19 protein-coding genes are annotated in these 19,055 nt (G+C 54.2%); 9 read left to right on the forward strand and 10 right to left on the reverse strand.

Annotated features, from left to right (window positions below; translation table 11 throughout):
* The 9 genes from ADINL_RS03275 to ADINL_RS03315 all read left to right on the forward strand — a co-directional run.
* The coding region (locus tag ADINL_RS03275; protein WP_036543978.1) for a methyl-accepting chemotaxis protein at positions 1-441 on the forward strand (441 nt) is incomplete at its 5' end.
* A 17-nt stretch (positions 442-458) separates the two neighbouring features.
* A complete protein-coding gene (locus ADINL_RS03280) occupies positions 459-2,393 on the forward strand; it encodes a methyl-accepting chemotaxis protein (RefSeq protein ID WP_036543981.1) in 1,935 nt (644 codons plus the stop codon).
* Positions 2,390-3,484 (forward strand): chemotaxis-specific protein-glutamate methyltransferase CheB, encoded by a 1,095-nt coding sequence (cheB, locus tag ADINL_RS03285; protein WP_051632519.1) that lies wholly within the window; start codon positions 2,390-2,392, stop codon positions 3,482-3,484. The genes ADINL_RS03280 and cheB overlap by 4 nt, the downstream gene beginning before the upstream one ends.
* Positions 3,481-4,962: a CheR family methyltransferase gene (locus ADINL_RS03290; RefSeq protein ID WP_036543983.1), complete on the forward strand. Its 1,482-nt coding sequence runs from the start codon at positions 3,481-3,483 to the stop codon at positions 4,960-4,962. The genes cheB and ADINL_RS03290 overlap by 4 nt, the downstream gene beginning before the upstream one ends.
* Positions 4,963-4,965: 3 nt before the next feature.
* Positions 4,966-7,083, forward strand: a complete 2,118-nt coding sequence (locus ADINL_RS03295; RefSeq protein ID WP_036543985.1) for a hybrid sensor histidine kinase/response regulator — start codon at positions 4,966-4,968, stop codon at positions 7,081-7,083.
* Between the two features lie 23 nt (positions 7,084-7,106).
* Complete coding sequence (locus ADINL_RS03300) at positions 7,107-7,469, forward strand: response regulator (protein WP_036543987.1); 363 nt, start codon at positions 7,107-7,109, stop codon at positions 7,467-7,469.
* 26 nt (positions 7,470-7,495) lie between these two features.
* Entirely contained in the window at positions 7,496-9,193 is a 1,698-nt protein-coding gene (locus tag ADINL_RS03305) for a diguanylate cyclase (RefSeq protein WP_036543989.1), read from the forward strand.
* Positions 9,186-9,707, forward strand: coding sequence for a chemotaxis protein CheW (locus tag ADINL_RS03310; RefSeq protein WP_051632520.1), 522 nt, complete (start codon positions 9,186-9,188; stop codon positions 9,705-9,707). Before ADINL_RS03305 ends, ADINL_RS03310 begins: the two co-directional genes overlap by 8 nt.
* A gap of 2 nt (positions 9,708-9,709) precedes the next feature.
* Entirely contained in the window at positions 9,710-10,114 is a 405-nt protein-coding gene (locus ADINL_RS03315; RefSeq protein ID WP_036543994.1) for a hypothetical protein, read from the forward strand.
* Here ADINL_RS03315 and ADINL_RS03320 read toward each other — a convergent pair.
* The 10 genes from ADINL_RS03320 to ADINL_RS03365 all read right to left on the reverse strand — a co-directional run bounded on the left by ADINL_RS03320 (position 10,093) and on the right by ADINL_RS03365 (position 19,054).
* Positions 10,093-13,692: a DUF6701 domain-containing protein gene (locus tag ADINL_RS03320; protein WP_036543996.1), complete on the reverse strand. Its 3,600-nt coding sequence runs from the start codon at positions 13,690-13,692 to the stop codon at positions 10,093-10,095. The genes ADINL_RS03315 and ADINL_RS03320 overlap by 22 nt on opposite strands.
* The gene (locus ADINL_RS03325) at positions 13,689-14,093 is read right to left on the reverse strand and encodes a hypothetical protein (RefSeq protein ID WP_051632521.1); all 405 of its coding nucleotides are present in this window, start codon (positions 14,091-14,093) and stop codon (positions 13,689-13,691) included. The genes ADINL_RS03320 and ADINL_RS03325 overlap by 4 nt, the downstream gene beginning before the upstream one ends.
* The gene (locus ADINL_RS03330) at positions 14,090-14,914 is read right to left on the reverse strand and encodes a type II secretion system protein (protein ID WP_036543998.1); all 825 of its coding nucleotides are present in this window, start codon (positions 14,912-14,914) and stop codon (positions 14,090-14,092) included. Before ADINL_RS03330 ends, ADINL_RS03325 begins: the two co-directional genes overlap by 4 nt.
* A complete protein-coding gene (locus ADINL_RS03335; RefSeq protein ID WP_051632522.1) occupies positions 14,911-15,381 on the reverse strand; it encodes a type IV pilus modification PilV family protein in 471 nt (156 codons plus the stop codon). Before ADINL_RS03335 ends, ADINL_RS03330 begins: the two co-directional genes overlap by 4 nt.
* A complete protein-coding gene (locus ADINL_RS15835) occupies positions 15,371-15,844 on the reverse strand; it encodes a GspH/FimT family protein (protein WP_051632523.1) in 474 nt (157 codons plus the stop codon). Before ADINL_RS15835 ends, ADINL_RS03335 begins: the two co-directional genes overlap by 11 nt.
* Positions 15,837-16,289: a prepilin-type N-terminal cleavage/methylation domain-containing protein gene (locus ADINL_RS15840; protein WP_051632524.1), complete on the reverse strand. Its 453-nt coding sequence runs from the start codon at positions 16,287-16,289 to the stop codon at positions 15,837-15,839. The genes ADINL_RS15835 and ADINL_RS15840 overlap by 8 nt, the downstream gene beginning before the upstream one ends.
* A 21-nt stretch (positions 16,290-16,310) precedes the next feature.
* Positions 16,311-16,721: a prepilin-type N-terminal cleavage/methylation domain-containing protein gene (locus tag ADINL_RS03350; RefSeq protein WP_084154378.1), complete on the reverse strand. Its 411-nt coding sequence runs from the start codon at positions 16,719-16,721 to the stop codon at positions 16,311-16,313.
* Positions 16,722-16,759: 38 nt separating this feature from the next.
* Positions 16,760-17,275, reverse strand: coding sequence for a type II secretion system protein (locus tag ADINL_RS16750; protein WP_051632525.1), 516 nt, complete (start codon positions 17,273-17,275; stop codon positions 16,760-16,762).
* 78 nt (positions 17,276-17,353) lie between these two features.
* Positions 17,354-17,824, reverse strand: a complete 471-nt coding sequence (locus ADINL_RS03360) for a type II secretion system protein (RefSeq protein ID WP_036544000.1) — start codon at positions 17,822-17,824, stop codon at positions 17,354-17,356.
* A 3-nt stretch (positions 17,825-17,827) separates the two neighbouring features.
* Positions 17,828-19,054, reverse strand: coding sequence for a type II secretion system F family protein (locus ADINL_RS03365; protein ID WP_036544002.1), 1,227 nt, complete (start codon positions 19,052-19,054; stop codon positions 17,828-17,830).
* Position 19,055 lies beyond the last annotated feature (1 nt).

Here is a 19,055-nt window from a genome sequence, read left to right on the forward strand (position 1 = left end):
AAACGCTTCTCGGTGGTAGCCGGTGAGATTCGTCGTCTGGCTGACAGTGTGACCGACTCCACGCTGGAGATTGAGGACCGTATTCAGGAGATACAGGACTCGATCAGCCGTCTGGTGATTAACTCGGAGAAGGGCGCCAGTTCGATTCAGAGTGGCATGGACGTGAGTGCGGTGACGGCCGTTGATCTGAATGAACTGGTGCAGGCCGCGACCAAGACCAGTAATGCGGCACAGCAGATTTCGCTATCGACACGGCAGCAGAAGACGGCCAGCAGTCAGGTGGTGATTGCCTTGCGGGATATCGCCAATGCCAGTACCCATAATGCACAGTCGGTGCGTGATATTACCGAAATCAGTGAGGTGATGCTGAGCATGTCAGCCGAGCTGGACTCACTGGTACGGGCCTTTCAATTAAGTCAGTCGTCTGATGTGAATTCTTGACACTTAAGGAGCTTTCAATGCAGAACCTGTCATTCCAGAAAAAGCTGCTCTTTTCGATGGCGGGGCTTTTGCTGGTCGCACTGTTGCTGCTGAGTCTTCTGGCCGGAAACCTGATGCAACGGGAAGTCAGCCAGGCACTGGCCAGTGAAATGCGCAGCAGTCTGGCGCAGACACATACCACCGCCTCCCAATGGGTAGATGCCAAAATTAATGTAATGCAGGCGCTGGCCGCCCAGTTGCCAGGCTATCCGGAGAGCTGGGAGCCCTGGGAAGAGCGTTTGACGCTGGGGCTTCAGGCCGGAGATTTCGATCTGGTGTATGTGGGTACAGCGCGTGGTGACATGATTCAGTCCCAGCCACCAGGCGACCTGCCTGCCGGTTATGATCCACGGACCCGCCCCTGGTTCCAGGGTGCCCAAACGGCACAGCAACTGATTATCACCGCGCCCTATGTCGATGCAGTGACCGGTGATCTGGTGATTACGCTGGCGCTGCCGCTGGAGCAGGCCCGCAGTCATATTCTGGGAGCTGACCTGCTGATTTCCGGAATCGTCAAGCAACTGCTGCAAACCGATCTGCGTTGGCCTGCGGAAACCTGGATGCTGGACGACAAGGGTCAGATACTCGCACATCCCAATGCCGATCTGCTGCAGCGTAATCTGAATGAGGTGTTGCCTGGCGTGAGTCTGCAGTCAGATATTCAGACTATCTCCTATGAGGGACGGGACTGGTTACTGTCGAGTGTCGAGGTTCCTCAGGCAGGCTGGACCTTTCTGCTGTTGATTGATGCCTCGGAGGTGAATGCCGGACTCGTCAGTCTGAGCTGGCAGCTGTCGGCACTGTCTTTGCTGGTGATCCTGATAAGTTGCCTGGTGCTCTATCAGTTAACACGTTCACTCAGTCAGCCGCTGGTCAGCTTTCAGCAACAGCTACAGCAGATTACTCAGACACTGGATCTGTCTCAGCGTATTCAGGTACGTGACCGATCCGAAGTGGGTGATCTGGCAAATCAGACCAATCATTTGCTGGAGCGGCTTGCCAATATTATCCAGGCTATTTTCCGCAATGCAGACAGCTTAACCCGCTCGGCAGACCGTCTGGCACATACGGCCGGGCTGGTGAACCAGAACACTAACCTGCAGCAGCAGGTCAGTCAGTCGATGGCGGCGGCGGTAGAACAGATGTCCTCCTCTGTGGCAGAGATTACCTCGACGATGGAAGAGCTGTCGGCCTCTTCCACCCAGATAGCAGACCACTCCCAGTCGGTGGTGGATGTGGCAAACCTGACGCTGGATAACAGCAAGAAAGGTGCCCAGGCGATGCAACAGCTGGTGCAGCGAATGACCGAAATTCAGCAGGATAATGCCCGCAGCCTGCAGGAAATCATGGAACTGGGTGCCAAGTCGAAGCAGATCAGCAAGGTCATGGATCTGATCAACACGCTGGCAGACCAGACCAAGCTGATCGCCTTTAACGCGGCACTGGAGGCGTCCAGTGCAGGCGAATCTGGCAAACGCTTCTCGGTGGTAGCTGGTGAGATCCGTCGTCTGGCTGACAGTGTGACTGACTCCACGCTGGAGATTGAGGACCGTATTCAGGAGATACAGGACTCGATCAGCCGTCTGGTGATTAACTCGGAGAAGGGCGCGAGCTCGATTCAGAGTGGTATGGAGGTGAGTGCGGTCACGGCAGATGACTTGAATGCTCTGGTGCAGGCTGCGACCAAGACCAGCAATGCCGCCCAGCAGATTTCGTTGTCGACACGGCAGCAGAAGACCGCCAGCAGTCAGGTGGTGATTGCCCTGCGTGATATCGCCAATGCCAGTAGCCATAATGCGCAGTCGGTGCGCAATATCACTGAGATCAGTGAAGAGATGATTCATATGTCCACTGAACTGAATCAGCTGGTACAGGAATTTCATTTGGCTGAAGCGGAGTCTGCCAAAGAATGAACCCGAGCAACCGCGTGATTCGTGTACTGGTGGCGGATGACAGCAGTCTTGCGCGAGGGCTGCTGCGCGCGATTCTGGAGGATGAAGCGGGAATCGAGGTGATCGCTGAGGCACGCCATGGGCGAGAGGCCGTAGAGATGGCCCGTGACCTGAAGCCGGATATTATCACCATGGATCTGAATATGCCGGTCATGGATGGTATGCAGGCTATTTCTGAAATCATGCATCAGAAAGCGATTCCCATTCTGGTAGTCAGTAATGAATCAGATGCGGAAAAAGCCTATGAAGCATTGCGCCTCGGGGCACTGGAAGTGATCTCCAAGCCTGATTACACCCCGGAGCAGGCGGCAGAGTTTATTGCCAAAATACGCTTGTTGGCGGGTGTTCCGGTGATTACGCACCTGCGCCGGCGCTGGGGACCGGACAGTGTGCCGTTTGTAGCAGAACCGCCTCTGTCTGGTCAGTATGGAGCTGCTCCCAGAGGCTATAACCGGGTCCTGGTCATTGCTTCTTCTACCGGGGGGCCGCAGGCTCTGGCTTGTCTGTTACCCAAGTTGTCAGTCAACTTCCCGGCCCCCATACTGATCGCCCAGCATATCAGTGATGGCTTCGTTGAGGGTATGGTGCATTGGCTGGGCAGTCTGTGTCAGTTGCCGGTCAAAGTAGCTCAGCAAGGTGAAGTACTGCGGCCTGGCCAGGTTTATGTATCCCCGTCAGAGCAGCATCTGACTCTGGCGGCCAATCATAGTGTTACCCTGATAGAGCGTCAGATGAGTGATATCTATCGTCCTAGCTGTGACCTGTTACTCAACTCGGTTGCCCGTCATTGTGGCGCTGATGCAATTGGCTTGATTCTCACAGGTATGGGGCGTGATGGTGCAGCGGGAATGTTGGCGATGTATCAAGCCGGAGGTATTACGCTGGCACAGGATGAAGCCAGCTCTGTGATCTATGGCATGAATCAGGAAGCGGTCAATCGGGGTGGTGTGCTCCGGGTCTTGCCATTGGATGCCCTGGCGGACGAGTTGCAACGGGTGGTGAGTCTGCCTGCTTCAGTTTATCGTGAACACCTGACACGAGGTGAGTCATGAACGATACCTTAGCACCCTTTAAAACCCTGATTTATGAGCACTGTGGACTGGTGTTAGAGGGAATTGCTGAAGCACGCCTGCACAAGGCATTGCATCAGGGTGCTGAACGTATGGCGGTGACACGGCTGAGTGAGTATTTTCAGCTTCTGCAACGTACCCCGGAAGAGTTTGAAAAACTGATCAGTGCATTGACGGTGAATGAAACCTATTTCTTTCGTGAACCGGATCAGATTGCACTGTTTACCAATCAACTGGTGCCTCGCCTGCTGTCACGTCAGAGTCGTCGGCCATTGAAAATCCTCAGTGCGGGCTGTTCTTCCGGAGAGGAGCCCTACAGCCTGGCGATGGCACTGGATACCGTGTATGGCGAGCAACGGCGGCATCTGTTTCAGATCGATGCCGGTGATCTTGATCGCCAGATTCTGGCCAAGGCCGAACAGGGTATTTATTCTCCATTTTCTTTTCGCAGCCTGGATGCCGCCTTGCAGCAGCGCTATTTTCAGCCACTGGATCGCAGCTTCCAATTGATCGAGTCGATCCGTAACAGCGTGAATTTCTACCCGCTGAACCTGATGGCTGAGCTGGGACCTCAGGGACTGGATCAATATGATTTGATTTTCTGTCGTAATGTGTCCATCTATTTTGATCCGCCAACACGTTTGCAGTTACACCAGCGTTTTTATAATGCATTGAATGAAAATGGTATTTTGCTACTCGGTGGGTCTGAAACACTCGGTAATGACATGGGTGTATTCGAGCTGGTTGAAGAGCACGGACACTATTATTTCATTAAGGGTGAGTCGTATCGTCCAGCCAGCAGTCAGGCTGTGAGCTGGTCTCAATCACGCCGTGCTCCTCAGGCGGTGGAGCACCCTGCCAGTGTGTCTCAGGACAGTGTCTTGAGTCCCGTCGCGGCGACTCCCACTGGGGCCCTGAACCTGCCGCCACTGGACTGGATACGCCAGTTGGTACAGGAGGGCCAGACGGAACAGGCGACACGCTTACTGGACCGCCATTTAAGCGAACAGGGGCAGCCCGTCTCGGTCGGTGTGAGTCTGCTGAAAAGCTGGTTGTTGTTGAACAGTCGCGTTTTTGCCGAAGCGGATCAGTTGTTGGATCGGGTGCTTCAGGAAGACCCCTGGTCTGTTGATGCATTGCTGCTCAAGGGACTGAATGCCAAATGGCAGCAGCGCCATGAGCAGGCTGTTGAGTGGTTTCGCAAGGTGATCTATGTCTGTCCGGAAAGCTGGCCTGCACATTATTACCTGGCAGAAGTGCATCGTCTGGACGGGCGTGATGAGCAGGCGATCAAAGCCTATCAGGCTGTTCGCCGAATTCTGTCGGATGATCGACATGCGCCTGATGGCCTGCTGTGGGTGCCTTTACCGCTGCCACGTGGCGATATTCTGTTTCTGAGTGAGCGTCATGTGCTGAAGCTACGGCAGCGGCTATCGGAAACCGGCGAGGGTGAAGGTTAAGTCATGGCACTGGATATCAAAAAGTTTCTGCAGCGATTTATCGAAGAAGCCCGTGATCATCTCAGCCGTCTGGCTGAGGGCGTTGCGGCGCTGGAACAGGGCCAGAGAGATCCAGAGCAGATCCATAGTCTGTTTCGTTCAGCACATACCCTCAAAGGCTCTTCACGGATGCTGAAGCTGGAGCCGATCACCGCCCTGTCACACAGCCTGGAAGATCTATTGAGCACATTACGTGAGGGACAGCTGCAGTTGACACCCGGGGTTACCGGACTGATGTATCAGGCTCTGGACCAGCTCTCGGATCAGTTGGAACGCCTAGCCGGGACACTTGATGCAGCCAGCCTTGCCGAGGTTGATGCTGCGTTATGCAAGGCGCTCAGTGAAGCCGCCAATCCACCAACATCGGCAACGAATCAGGCAGAAGAGGTCGCTGAGACACCGACGCAAGTTCCTGCTGCCCAGATTACATCCCGTCTGCAAACCCAGGATACTGTGCGTATTCGGCTACACAAGCTGGATGAACTGATCAAACTGATGGGTGAGGTTGTGTCCAGTCATGCCGGCCTTAGGGCTCTGGTCGGCGAAGCCCAGCAAATGCAGTCGAGTGATGCTTCAGCATCCACCCTGCCTGTTTTTGTCAGGACGCTTAAAGACCGGGTGCAATCCCAGGAACTGCTGATGCAGGAACTGCATGATACCGCCTTGCAAATGCGCATGCTGCCGCTATCCATCGTGTTTGAACCAGCTACACGTCTGGTGCGTGATCTGGCGCGTTCATTAGGAAAGCAGGTGGAGTGCCGGGTTCAGGGGGCTGATATTGAGCTCGACCGGCAGATGATCGATCAGTTGGCTGATCCGGTCATACACCTGTTGCGCAACGCACTGGATCATGGCATCGAATCACCTGATCAGCGCGAGGCAGCATCCAAGCCGGCACAAGGGCTACTGACACTGAAAGCTGCTCAGGATGGTGGCTGGGTTGAGATTGAAATAGCTGATGATGGCCAGGGTTTGAATCTGCAAGCGATACGTCAGAAAGCCCTGTCCAGGCAGTTGTTTACACCTGAGACTTTGGAAGGAATGACAGATCAGGAAGTGATGGACCTGATATTTTTGCCGGGATTCTCGACCAGTCATTTGATCACAGATCTGTCCGGACGCGGGGTGGGCATGGATGTAGTAAAGCGTTCGGTTGTCGATGGTCTGCAAGGTGTTATTTCACTCGATAGCCGGGTGGGTCAAGGGACTCGATTTACACTGCGCTTACCTTTATCCTTAGCAATGATGCGGGTGTTATTGGTGCGCGTTTCCGGTCATCTTCTCGGTTTTACAGCACAATATGTTGCCGAGCTGATTCAACTGCCACGCAGTGCCATGATTGATGTGGCAGAGCGTAATGCAGTGATTATTCGTAATGAATTCGTCCCGGTGATGAAACTGTCAGATCTGATAGATTTGCCGCATACAGAGCCTTCTCCTCGGCATTCTGAGCGCCAGGAAACGCATGCGCTGTTGCTGGTGACCCGGCTGCATCATGAAAAACTGGCACTGGAAATTGATGAGCTGATTGATGAGCGTGATCTGGTGATCAAGCAATTGCCGTCACATCTTGGGCAGTTCAGCCTGATTGCCGGGATGGTCACCACAGGACATAACCAGTTGGTCAGCCTGCTGCATGTGCCTCATCTGATGGAGCTGACCCGTCGTACACGCAGTCGGACAGCCAGTCAGACGGTTGCTGTCTCCGAAAAGCCCAAACCGCGTTTACTGGTTGTTGATGACTCACTCAACACCCGGGAGATCGAGCGCGATGTGCTGGAAGCCTGGGGTTATCAGGTGACGCTGGCTGAAGATGGGCAGGATGGTCTGAACAAGGCATTGGCTGAACGTTTTGACGCCGTGTTGACCGATGTTGAAATGCCGGTGATGGATGGTTTTACCCTGACCGCACGGCTGCGTCAGGAGCCTGATTATCAGAATACGCCGATTATTATCATTACGTCACGGGAAAAAGAGAGTGACCGGCGTCGCGGAATCGAGGTCGGAGCAGATGCCTATATTGTTAAAGGCAGCTTCGATCAGAACAGTCTTGTGGATACACTGAAGGTTTTGCTGGACTAGGATATAAATATAGGATCGACAGGATGCAGATACTCGTTGTTGATGATGATTTACTGGCTGGTGAGATGACTGCGGCTGTACTTGAGGATCAGGGCTATGAGGTTATTCAGGCTGCAGATGCGGTAGAAGCGATTAATCAGTTGAATCGTTATCCGGATATTGCCCTGATTGTCAGTGATATGAATATGCCATTGATCAGCGGTATTGATCTGTTTCGTGACCTGCGGGAACAGGGCAAACACCTGCCCTTTATTCTGCTCACCGGAGATGATCCGGTACAGTTGCAGCAACAGGAACCGAGTCTGAATGCCTGTGTGCAAAAAGACTTTAACCTGGAGTACACCTTGCCTGCCATGATCGTTCAGGTCATGGCAGGCTCCATATAAACAAACAGGCTGACGGAGAAATCCTGATGGATGTCAACAAGCCAACGCTGCAGGAAAAATTGACCCGGCTGAGAATGAGTTTTCTCAGTCAGATGCCTGCTCGTCTGGATAAAGCACAGCAGCAGTTCAGCGCCTTGTCTGATGATTGGGACAGTCATGCGTCTCAGGCGGTTGATCTGCACCGTTTCTTTCACAGCATCAAGGGAACGGCGAGTTCTTTTGGTTTTACTGATCTGGCTCATTTGGCTGGTGAAGGTGAAACCATCATGCTGGCATTGATTGAAACTCAGGATTCGACAGAGGCAGCCACACAGATCGCTCCTTTAGGCAGTCTGCTCAGTGCCATGAAGCAGCAGCTTAAGCAGTTGCAAAGCCATACCTCTAGCGATAACGGTACACAGTCTGCACCCTCTTTTGAGATGGAGCAGTTTGAATCCAATCTGATAGCAGGGAAACGCAAGGCGCTGATCTATATCTGTGATGATGAGCCTGAACAGGTGAGTCAGCTGGGTTACCAGTTACACTGCTTCGGTTACTCCATCGAGTTTTTTACGGATACGTTGAGCTTTCGCGAAGCCGTGATGAAGCGCCGTCCGGATGCCGTCATCATGGATGTGTATTTTCCCAATGGCAGCACAGCGGGTACGGATGAGCTGGCCCGGCTTTCTCAGGTCATCGGTGAGGCTCTTCCGGCCATTGTGTTGTCAGGTTATGGTGATTTTGAGGCCCGTTTGGGAGCCGTCAGAGCCGGGTGTATGGCCTATTTCACCAAGCCCGCCCGTGCGCTGGATCTGGCTGCCAAGCTGGATGAGCTACTGGAAGGCGACAGCCGTGAAGAGCAGCTGCGTATTCTGGTCGTGGATGATGAACCGGAAGTGGCGGCCTATCACAGTCTGATTCTGCAGGAAGCAGGTATGAGTGTGCGCCAGTTGCATGACCCCTCCGGTATTCTGGATGCCCTGCAGCAGTTTAATCCTGATCTGGTGCTGGCAGACATGTATATGCCCCGTTGCACTGGCGTTGAGCTGGCGGCTATCGTGCGCCAGTTGCCCGAGTACGTCAGTCTGCCGATCGTGTATTTGTCCAGTGAGACCAATCGTCAGAAGCAGTTCTCGGCCATGCAGGTCGGGGTTGAAGGCTTTATCACCAAGCCGGTTGTGCCGGAAGAGCTGGTTGCCGCCGTAGTGCTGCGAGCCGAACGGATGCGAACGCTGCGTGCCTTGATGTCACGAGACAGCCTGACCGGCTTGTATAACCATACCAGCACTACCGAAATGCTGCATACCAGTCTGGCACAGGCGATGCGGCTGGAAGAGAATCTGGTCGTGGTGATGCTGGATCTGGATAACTTCAAAGCCATTAATGACCTGCATGGTCATATGGCTGGGGATCAGGTGCTGATTGCGTTATCCCGTATTCTTCGACATCGGCTGCGCAGCTCCGATATTATTGGCCGTTATGGTGGTGAAGAGTTTGCTTTGCTGCTCAAAGGCGTGACCCCTGGCTATGCCGAAAAACTGGTGAACCAGCTGCGCGAGGACTTTTCCAATATCGCATTTACGGCGGGCAAGGCACGCTTTAACTGTACCTTCAGTGCCGGTATCAGTTGTTATCCGGATTATACCCATGCGGACAGTCTGCGGCTGGCCGCTGACCGGGCGCTGTATCAGGCCAAAAATCAGGGTCGTAATCAGGTGGTTGTCAGCAGGCCAAAACATGACTGAAACACTCGATAGCTTACTCGCATCAAGGGAATCTCAACGACGCGAGGTCGTCAATGTCGATGAGCCCATGATCAAACTGGTGATCTTTCGTCTGGGAGAGCGTTGTTTTGCCTTTCCCGGTGAGGTGATCCGCGAAGTCTTGCCAGGGGATGAGCCTGTCTACTTTGTACCGGGTATGCCATCCACGATAGAGGGGGTCATCAATGTCCGCGGTGATATTGAGTCGGTGATCCTGCTGCAGCGGGTATTACAGCTTTCGGCTGCAACAGAGCCTGCCAGTGGTCCCCGGGCATCGATTCTGCTTGGACAGGGGCAGCAGATGCACAGTGGTCTGCGTGTCGATCGACTGCTGGATGTGGTTGATGTACCACAAAGTCTGGTGCAGCCGCCACCAGACAGCCTGCCAGAGCATTTGCGTGAATGTGTGACGGGGTTGTTGTCGTATCAGCAGCTGGCCATTACCCTGCTGGACCTGGACCAGGTCTTTGCAATTTGGGAAAGAGGCACCTCCTGACGATGGCCTTGCCGCTGGTCATTTTTACCCATGGACCGTCCTGGTTTGGATTGGAAGCCCGTCATATTGCAGGGCGAGGCCATCTCTCTGCTGAGGATCAGGATGTGATTGCCTTTTCCCGACTGTTTTGCATGCACAGTGAGCCTTCCGGTCGTCTTGAATACCTGCGTTTACGGACATCAACAGCAGAATGGCGACTGGGCATCCAGGGTAAGATTGAGCTGATTGAACTCAACGCAGATGTGATCTTCCCGTTACCGGATCCCTTGTATAAGCAGCGCAGATTTTTGCCACTCAAGGCGCTGGGCTTTCATCATCAACAGCAGCATCAACAGCAATTGATTGCATTGCTGGATGCAGAGCAGCTGACTCAACTGGCGCTGGATCAGCGCCAGATTTCCCGCTGATAGATAATCGCCGGATTGCCGCGATACAGTCCCCAAACAGCGCGACCGACCGGATCATCGGTATGCCAGCCATTACCCTGCCAGTCATATCTGAGCCAGGGTTGATCACTGAGCAGAGGTGTCACATCGGTAAAGCCGCTATTGCCTTCACCCGGCGCGCTGAACCTGAGTAAGTATTCACCGGCTGACAGGTTGAACGGCCCTGCTGCATGCTCGGTGCTGCCTGTGGCAATGGCAATACTGCCAGTCTGGTTTTGGGCTTGATCATTGTCGAGTCGGAACAGTTGCAGCGGGCTGCAGCTGTTGGCGGTATGTCTGGCCCAGCGCTGTCCGTCAAAATATTCGGCAACCAGAGGCAGATTGATTGGCGCAGTTTCCAGATAGGCATGCCGTGAACCAACAGTTAACCGGCCACTGAGGAAGGTCTGCGCGGCGTTCATATCAGCTGATGAGCCCTGAACACTGTCACTGTCTGCCGCACTGAGCTGTGGATATATCTGCACAGGTGCGTGAGGGCGGCTGGCCATGCGCAGGTCGGTATCGAGACTGAAGTCAGCACGTCCTTGGGTAAAGGCTTGCAGGCTGAGATTCCAGTGACCGAATTGACCGCTGCTTTGTCCATCCGGTGTCCGTAATGGAATGCCGGATAGATCTTCAGCTGTTAGTTTGGCGAATCCGTCACGGTAGTTATGTGTCGGCTGGTTTTGCAGGTTGAGTGCCTGCACATGACCTTGTACCCGGAACGGTTGCCCTGCACTTTGATTGGCTGAACTGGTCTGCAGCCCTGTATAGCTGAACGCATCGGGGCTGCCTGGCAGGCAGGCTGAATCAACTTGATAATGCAGATCAAAATGGCTGGGGATAAAGCGCCCGATGGGTGCTGATGTGCCTGGGCTGACACTGCGCCCAAAATAGTTGCCCGCCATAGGCACCGCATGGAACCGGAACACTCCTACTTCGGATAACGTCAGGTCTTCTGTTGTGCTGCCTCCGGATGTGATCGGCATCTGGCTGACAGACAGTTCGGCACTCCGGCCTCCGGCAGGTGCAACCAGTTCTGCAGACACTGTAATGGCCTGCTGCTGGTAGTTTTCAGTTGTCGGATTATCACACAGCTGAGGGTCGTCATCTGCTGTCCAGCGTACCCCTCGCAGCTGCATGGCAAAGGTTTCGCCTGCAATCTTGAATACGGAACAATCGGCTAGGTCACCTTCGCAGGCTGCGTTTGCTTCCGGTGTTTCCAGACAGAGGCCGGCGGGCTTGCTGCTGAACTCACCGGAACCGGAGAGCACCAGACCCTGCTCAATAGTATTTTGAGCGCCACTATAGCGTGCTTCCAGCTGCTTCAGTCCGGCGTCATCATAACGTATGGGTACCTGGGCGTTGGCCTGCTCGTCAAAGGTCAGTTCCAGCTGCGTCCAGCCAGTGGTATTGCTAATGCTCTGATTGTTCAGCCTGAGCGGCAGACTGCCGGTTGCCGGATTACTGTATTGGCTGCGAAAGGCGACGGTACGTGTACCGGTAAAGGCAGGCGCACAGGATTCTGGATTGCTGCTGGAGGCGCGTCTGGCGCTGAGGGTAAAACTGTCGGGTTTTCCGGCTATCAGATCGGGCAATTCCATCAAAAAACCACTTTCAGCAAAGCTGAGCACGCAGGAGCCCTCAACACCCTGACGGAAACAGCGTGTAACATTTGCGGCTGACGGATAATTGGCAGACAGGCCGAGCGTCACATTACCGGAGGTATTGCGGCGTAATAAAAACTGCCCTTCACCCGCATCCAGCGTACCACTTGGGCCCTGTTCCCAGCGAATTGCACCACTGCTGGCAGGAGACAGCGTCACTGATGCCGGTCCGGAGAAACGGCTGCTGCAACTGTCGTTGGCACAGGCGATGACCTGAATCGGCTCGGCTGCACAAGTGAGACCACTGCCACGGTGCAAAATACGGTAATGATGTACATCGGCGATCAGTGGCTCCATTTTGAGTCCACAGACTTCCAGGTTATCGATTTCGTGATTGTCATTAGACCCCCCGGTGGAGCCGGTGAGCGTGAGTAACAAATTTTCCGGTACCTGAGCCTGGCCTGCGCTGCTGAGGATATCTACCGGACCGATCAACGGCGCGAATCCGCTGCCTAGATCTCGCTCTACGGTGACCCAGGATTGACCAGCAGCTCGGCTATCGATGGTGATGCGGTAGCGCTGTCCAGCGGTGCTGCGCAATGCTGGCGACAGGGTCTGGGTTCCTTGCAGGTAAGCGTAACCACTGGTTCCAGCACCTGAACCACGCATGGCAACACTGTGCTGGCGCCTGCCAGGCCCGCCCTGACGTCCTTCGGTAGGGTTGGAGTAATTACCAAAAGTATCCAGCGCAATGCCTAACCAGCCTCCGGCAAAGCCCTGAATACCGCTGCTGCGCTGGGCATAGCCGAGCGACCCTCCGTAGCCACCGGGTGCTGGCGTGGTAGCTGCGTCGGAGAAGACGACTGCGATACCATCCGCACCGCTGCCGCCATAAGCGAAGAAGTCAAATTCAATGGTGACCAGGTTATCGGCTGACGGAAACAGCCGCTGTAGTGTTGCCGCAGTGGCTACATTTGCTGAGGCGTCCGTCATTCGTAACCGCTGGTTGACAATACGCGGATTGCCAAAGCTGCCGCTTAGATGGGTGACAGACCAGTCGTTACCCAGCTGCTCCCGTGCAAAGGTGTCATTGAAACACTGCAAGACAGGCCCACCACAGTCACGCTGGGTGTTTTTCAGTGTGATTCGTTCGGCTTCAGTCAGTACCCGGTCATGCAGGCGCAGTTCATCGATCAAGCCGTTGAAGTAGTGGGTGGGTTGACTACCTGACCAGAGAAAGGCACCGATACGCAGATCACCACTGGAGACTTTGTTGGCTAGCGGGATGGACTGGTTGCCGGAATTCAGTGTTGCCAGTGGTGTATCCGATTGCTCGCTGTAGAGCTGACCGGTGAGCCGGACATTGTTGCTGTTGCCCTGGCGCTCAGCTGCAAAAGAGAAGAAATACCATTGTCCGGCACTCAGGTTGTAGTTGATGCTGCCGGTGTAGGAGCCACCCCAATGGTTCCAGAGTGTAAACTTGAGCTGTCCATTCTCGATAAACACATGATATTCATGTGAGCTGCTGTCATTACCTTTCATCAAGACAGTCATGGTACCGCTGACACTGTCCGGACGTATCCAGCCGGACAGATGCATCTCAGCGTTGGCACCCTGAGTCATTGGTGACAGTTCTGTCGTATGGGGTACCTGAATGTAATAACGGGCGGTATACCAGGTATTATTGGGGGCCGCATTAAACCCTTCGCCACGGAACCAGCCTGCCTGACAGACTTTACCGGCAACACTGGTCAGTCCATTCATGGCACGTCCATGGTGCGCATTACCGCTGCTGTCCTGTACCTCATTGGGCGTTGAGTTCCACTCTGTTTCATCCAGACGCCACTCAGCGAGCAAGTTGGCCTGTGCTGTAACTGAAAACACGCTGAGGCAGAGGCTCAGCAGACCGATGTACAGCCAGGGGGTTCGACGAGATGCATCGCAACGGTTCATGGGATAATACTCCAGATGGTTGCTTCCGTTTCACGCTGGACCACCCCAAAGGGTGTTTCTTGACTGACCTGGGCCTGCAGATGGTAAATACGTAGCAGATTCAGACCTTCATAAATATCGGTAGACTGGCAACTGAGCTGCAGCTGAAAGCCTGCCATTTCGGCCTGGCTGTCGGGGTAGCACGCCTGCTGTTCCAGTACCTGATAGCGTCCCCACTCCAGACCACTGCGAGCCACATAAAAGGCCTGTTTGCCTTGCTGTGATAACAGCATGCCGACATGCTGGGTTGCGCCCATTTGTGCCATAACACCGGCCAGTCCTCCCAGTACAATCAGGATAAACAGGACGGCAATCAAAGAGATGCCTTGCATTCTGTGCTGGGCGTAAGGGCGTATCATCATGGGGTATTCATCACCTGTGCCTGATACAGTAGTTCCACCGTTTCATCGGCTTCCGAGATGCTCAATCGCAAGGTGACCAGGCCATTGCGGATATGGTCACCGGGCAGATAACTGAATTCACAGCGCTGCAGGCGACTGGCCATCAGTTGTCCGTTATTCAGGCCGGTGGGTTGCTGGACCTGAAAGCCATAACCTGTGTAGCGTATCAGCTGATTATTGCGGCAGGCATAGGTGACGGGGCCCGTGGCCGGAATCAGATCAAAGCGCTGCGCATTCAGCGAAGGAAAGGGAAATTCTATTGCCTCGAAGATCAGTTGGCTCTGCGATGAGCCAGTCTGCAGGCGGGTTCGGTTGTCTCCCCGGTAAGCATTGGCACTGGAGTCAGGATCGACATTGGCGTTAAAAATTACCAGGTAATCACCGGGATTTATGTGTCCCAGCACACCTCCCAGAACATCAAAGCGCGTGACACTGCTGGTGAAGTTGAGCGACTCTCCAACCGGATTGTTGATATCACTCAGGTCTGCCTGAGCCCGATAGCGTCCACCACCCTGAGTGGGTATAAATTCCAGGAACTGATCACTCCCGGACGTGGTGATACGAACACTGTTGGGTAATGCCATGCGTACTTCCCGGGTCATACGCGTCAGGATTCTGTCGGCTTCAGCCACCAGACTTGCCCGCCGGGACTGGTCCTGAAAGGCCTGAATCGGTTGCAGCAGGATACCGATGGTGACGGTACCCAGGATACCCAGGAGTACAATCACCAGAATCAGTTCAATCAGTGTGAAGCCATGTTGATTATGATGGCAGCCAGTCATGGTCCCTCCTCAATCCAGGGGGCCATGAATGCACTGAATTCAGCTTCTACTGATGCAATGCGTTGATGATTTACCCGGATATGCACCCAGCAGCCATTGACCTGTTGTCCAGCGGGACCAAAAGCGGATTCAGTCACTTCAATACGGACCTGATAATCGGCCAGCTCGGCCAGGGCAGTGCCATCGATCTGTCTGGGGGATTCCTGGAGTTGATCGTAGTCATCTACATATTGCCAGTGTCCCCGTTGACCACCGGACGTGTTGCCGGGGTTGCAGCGTTTGGCCTGAATTTCTTCCATATAGCCTTCTGCAACAGCAACCGCCTGTTGCTGCAGTACCGGGTCGGCACTGCGCAGGATCGTATTCGTATAGACCAGCAGGATGCCGGCCAGACCGGCCGCCAGAACCACCAGCGTAATCACCAGCTCGATCAGGGTGAACCCCTGTTGTGATGACTTAGTGCACATGGCCAGTACCTGCTTCGATGCGAAGGCTATAGTCATCAATCTGAAGAAGTAAACCTTGTGAAGGCACGCCAAGTCCATCAAAAGTCAGGTTTGCAGCAGGTGACAGGGTGACCCCTGCTGGAATCTGCCCCCGACCTGAACGGCTGCCATCCCAGGGTTGGCCTGAGCCGGGGTTAATCAGAAAGTCGCCATCCGAAGGGCAGAGGCTGCCACGACAGATACGATACCCCCCTGTGGTAAATACCAGGGTGATGGGCTGGTTGGCGGCCACTGCACTTTGCTGGGCAAAGCGAATGGCCGATGCCAGCTCTTCTGTATAGCCATAGGCGGCAAAACCAGTCTGGGTAAATCGCGGTAATACGATGGCCGTCAACACACCCAGCAAGACCAGCACCAGTATCAGTTCCACCAGTGTGAAGCCTTGCTGTCTCGGGTGATGTCTCAGGCACAGCGTATCATTCATGGTTTCCCGCCAGGATGACTGTATAACGTGCGACGATGCCATATGGAGGTTTGTGTGGCCGGATGATCGCACAGTTCAGTGTGGTGCCGTCAGGTCGGCTGGATGGAAAGGTCGGCGCCGACTCCACACCGATCATATAGCCATCTGGCAAGGCCAGCTCATTAGCCAGAACCCGATTAGCCATTGTCAGGCTGCAGGCATCCAGATAACTGGTTGGATTGATGCGTACACACCGATCCGTGGACGCATCCTGTCCATCCAGTGCACAGGCGGCATAGTTAACCGACATGGCCGAGCTGATTCGACTTGCCGCGGCTTCCAGAGTGGCATTCTCAGCATCTGTACTGAAGTCAATAAAGCGCGGCAAGGCAACCGCGCTCAGCACGCCAAGAATGATGATCACAATAATCAACTCGATCAGGGTAAATCCTTGTTCCCTTGTCATTGGTGTCACCTTCAATGAGTATTATGGGGTAGTCGGTGGAGTAACCCAGCGTATTAGAGTGAAATCAGCGTTATCCGCTACTCCTGTAGCGCTTAAAGTACAGGTGGCTGACTGTCCATTGGCATTTGGTGCTGTTTCACCAGTTTTCAGTGCACCAGTGTATTTTGAGGTATCTAGGTTTTGGACTAGTACATTATTTACTTGAGCGATAGAACAATCAGTTACATCTTCACATTCATCTTTTCCAATAACACAGGCCGCATAGTTAATTGACATGGCTGAGCTGATAGCTGCTGCATTCGATGTCAGTGCTGCGGCTTCCGCATCGCTGGAAAAGTCGATAAAACGCGGCAGGGCCACGGCGCTCAGAATGCCAAGAATGACGATCACAATGATCAGTTCTACAAGGGTGAAGCCGGATTGGCTTTTCATGGTCTATCTCCTAACGGGTCGATTTAAGCAAATATGAATTAACAGTCATCAGTGACTTTGTTGATAGTGGGACGTCCACCTGCCGATGAGGGCGATGAGTAGTCAATACGGCAGCCTGGAATGCCATCCAGTTGAATCTGTACGGTGGCACTGGCACCTGTTCCGCCGCCAATAAAGGCAAAGCGGGGAGAAAAGTCATCAAACAGGGGCGTGATTTCAGAACCCTGCGCACGCGGATAGCCCCAACGGGTCAGGATAATGTCATCACCAGTACAGCCGCCCACGCTGGTGGCAGTGTCTCCGGACTCCAGTCCGACACAGCCTGCGGTAGCCGTATGGGCACCACCTGCTGCCGACTTGGCAAAGACGATATTGGCACCGGAGCGCAGTGAGCTGGTGGTGCCGTCAATGACGGCTACGCGTGCTTCACGCTGCAGTGAAATAAATTTGGGAATGGCAAAGGCGGCCAGTATGCCCAGAATCAGGATAACGATCACCAGCTCGATCAGGGTAAAACCCTGTTGGCGTGAGCGCTGTTGTGTTCCATATTGCATGGTATAACTCCTTAATGCTCTTCGTTATTAAGCTGCCGGGCAGAGATTGCCTGTGTCAGCTGAATTCATTGGCTGTCTTTAACAACCTTCCAAGCGCTGTTCCAGCCTGGGCTGCCCACCGGGCTGCTCCGGGGGTTGGTAGCGCACTAAACAGTCTGGCCGACTGTCGACGCAGGCTTGCAGCCATTCGCCATCGATATTCAGATGCCAGCGCCCGGATAAATCATCAAACAGGCGCAGGATGTTGTCGGTCGAGGTAATGGCCGGGTAGCCATACTGCACCTCGATCTCACTGCCTTCTCCCAAACCATAGGCTGTCAGGCGATAGCGCCGTTCCCCCAACTTGCCGACGGCACTGCTCTGTAAATACACCATCCGGCCCGCGAGCTTCAGGGATTGAGCAAAATTCTCAACCATCAACACCCGTGCTTCCCGTTGCAACAGCATGATGCGCTGTATCCCGGCTGTTGCCAGTAGCCCTGCCAGTATTACCACCACTGCCAACTCCAGCAGGCGTATCCCCTGGCTGTAGCCGCCGCGCCCGGGCATGGGTCAGCGTCCTGCCAGCTGTGTCAGATCCCACATCGGCAGGAAGATACCCAGCGCCAGTATCAGTACAATGACACCCACGGCCACGGTCAGAATGGGCTCGATAATGCTGGAGAGGTTGTCGATGTCATAGGCGACTTCACGGTCATAGAAATCGGCAACTTCGAGCATCATGGTATCCAGTTGGCCGGTCTCTTCACCGACCGCAATCATCTGCAGTACCACAGGTGTAAAAATCTGTGCAGCGGCAGCGGTGCGCAGGGTTGAATCGCCGCGTTCGATACCGCTTTGCATCGACAGTACTTTTTCTGTTACGTATGCATTACCCGTGGTGTAAGCCACACCTGCCAGCGCCTGTGTGATAGGGACGCCGGATTGCAGGGCGACGCCAAAGGCGCGCACAAAGCGTGCAATCGTTGCACGCAGCAGGATATTGCCGATTTTGGGAAAGCGCAGCTTGGTTTTATCCCACAGGTAACGTCCCTGATCGGTATTGCTCCAGTGGCGGAAGGCGAAGATACCCAGCATGATGCCGATGAGTATTTCCAGCCACCACTGAGTGGCAAAACCAGAAACCGCGAGAATGATGATCGTCGGCAGCGGCAGCTCCATTTTGACACTGTCAAATACCTGGGCAAATGCCGGAATTACCACGGTGGTCAGCACGGCAATAGCAATGGCAATAGCGATAATGACAAACATTGGATAGCGTGTGGCGGATTTGATTTTATTGGCGGTATCCCGATCGCGAGACAGATAGTCATGCATGGTCAGGAACACCCGGTCCATCTGACCGGTCATCTCTCCCACCTGTAACAGGCTGATATAGAGGGTGCCGAAGACCTTGCGATGACGACCAAAACTGCCAGCAACATCACGGCCTCCCTCAAGGTCACGGCTGATATCGCGCAGAATTTCTGCCAGGCGAGGGTTGGAAGTCGATTCTGACAGCCGACTCAGTCCCTGAATCAGTGGTACACCGGCTTTGGTGATGCTGTACATCTGGCGGCTGAAGAGTATCAGCTCATCCAGAGTGATTTTACGTGGCGGCAGCAGTTTGTTGATCTGCTCGGTAATCGATTCCTGTGAAGCTGATGCAGGCTGAATATCCAGTGGAATCAAACCATTGGTCAGTAGCTGGCTGGCGGCAGCATCGATGGAGTCAGCGGTCAGCCGACCTTCGGTAATCCGGTTTTGTCCCTGTCGGGCACGATACTGAAACTCTGCCATA

The organism is Nitrincola lacisaponensis, from assembly GCF_000691225.1.
Classification (GTDB): domain Bacteria; phylum Pseudomonadota; class Gammaproteobacteria; order Pseudomonadales; family Balneatricaceae; genus Nitrincola; species Nitrincola lacisaponensis.

Bases quoted from the DNA above. Each gene is read 5' to 3' on its own strand.
- ADINL_RS03280 (WP_036543981.1), top strand. From the start codon at position 459: ATGCAGAACCTGTCATTCCAGAAAAAGCTGCTCTTTTCGATGGCGGGG.
- cheB (WP_051632519.1), top strand. From the start codon at position 2,390: ATGAACCCGAGCAACCGCGTGATTCGTGTACTGGTGGCGGATGACAGC.
- ADINL_RS03290 (WP_036543983.1), top strand. From the start codon at position 3,481: ATGAACGATACCTTAGCACCCTTTAAAACCCTGATTTATGAGCACTGT.
- ADINL_RS03295 (WP_036543985.1), top strand. From the start codon at position 4,966: ATGGCACTGGATATCAAAAAGTTTCTGCAGCGATTTATCGAAGAAGCC.
- ADINL_RS03300 (WP_036543987.1), top strand. From the start codon at position 7,107: ATGCAGATACTCGTTGTTGATGATGATTTACTGGCTGGTGAGATGACT.
- ADINL_RS03305 (WP_036543989.1), top strand. From the start codon at position 7,496: ATGGATGTCAACAAGCCAACGCTGCAGGAAAAATTGACCCGGCTGAGA.
- ADINL_RS03310 (WP_051632520.1), top strand. From the start codon at position 9,186: ATGACTGAAACACTCGATAGCTTACTCGCATCAAGGGAATCTCAACGA.
- ADINL_RS03315 (WP_036543994.1), top strand. From the start codon at position 9,710: ATGGCCTTGCCGCTGGTCATTTTTACCCATGGACCGTCCTGGTTTGGA.
- ADINL_RS03320 (WP_036543996.1), bottom strand. From the start codon at position 13,692: ATGAACCGTTGCGATGCATCTCGTCGAACCCCCTGGCTGTACATCGGT.
- ADINL_RS03325 (WP_051632521.1), bottom strand. From the start codon at position 14,093: ATGATGATACGCCCTTACGCCCAGCACAGAATGCAAGGCATCTCTTTG.
- ADINL_RS03330 (WP_036543998.1), bottom strand. From the start codon at position 14,914: ATGACTGGCTGCCATCATAATCAACATGGCTTCACACTGATTGAACTG.
- ADINL_RS03335 (WP_051632522.1), bottom strand. From the start codon at position 15,381: ATGTGCACTAAGTCATCACAACAGGGGTTCACCCTGATCGAGCTGGTG.
- ADINL_RS15835 (WP_051632523.1), bottom strand. From the start codon at position 15,844: ATGAATGATACGCTGTGCCTGAGACATCACCCGAGACAGCAAGGCTTC.
- ADINL_RS15840 (WP_051632524.1), bottom strand. From the start codon at position 16,289: ATGACAAGGGAACAAGGATTTACCCTGATCGAGTTGATTATTGTGATC.
- ADINL_RS03350 (WP_084154378.1), bottom strand. From the start codon at position 16,721: ATGAAAAGCCAATCCGGCTTCACCCTTGTAGAACTGATCATTGTGATC.
- ADINL_RS16750 (WP_051632525.1), bottom strand. From the start codon at position 17,275: ATGCAATATGGAACACAACAGCGCTCACGCCAACAGGGTTTTACCCTG.
- ADINL_RS03360 (WP_036544000.1), bottom strand. From the start codon at position 17,824: ATGCCCGGGCGCGGCGGCTACAGCCAGGGGATACGCCTGCTGGAGTTG.
- ADINL_RS03365 (WP_036544002.1), bottom strand. From the start codon at position 19,054: ATGGCAGAGTTTCAGTATCGTGCCCGACAGGGACAAAACCGGATTACC.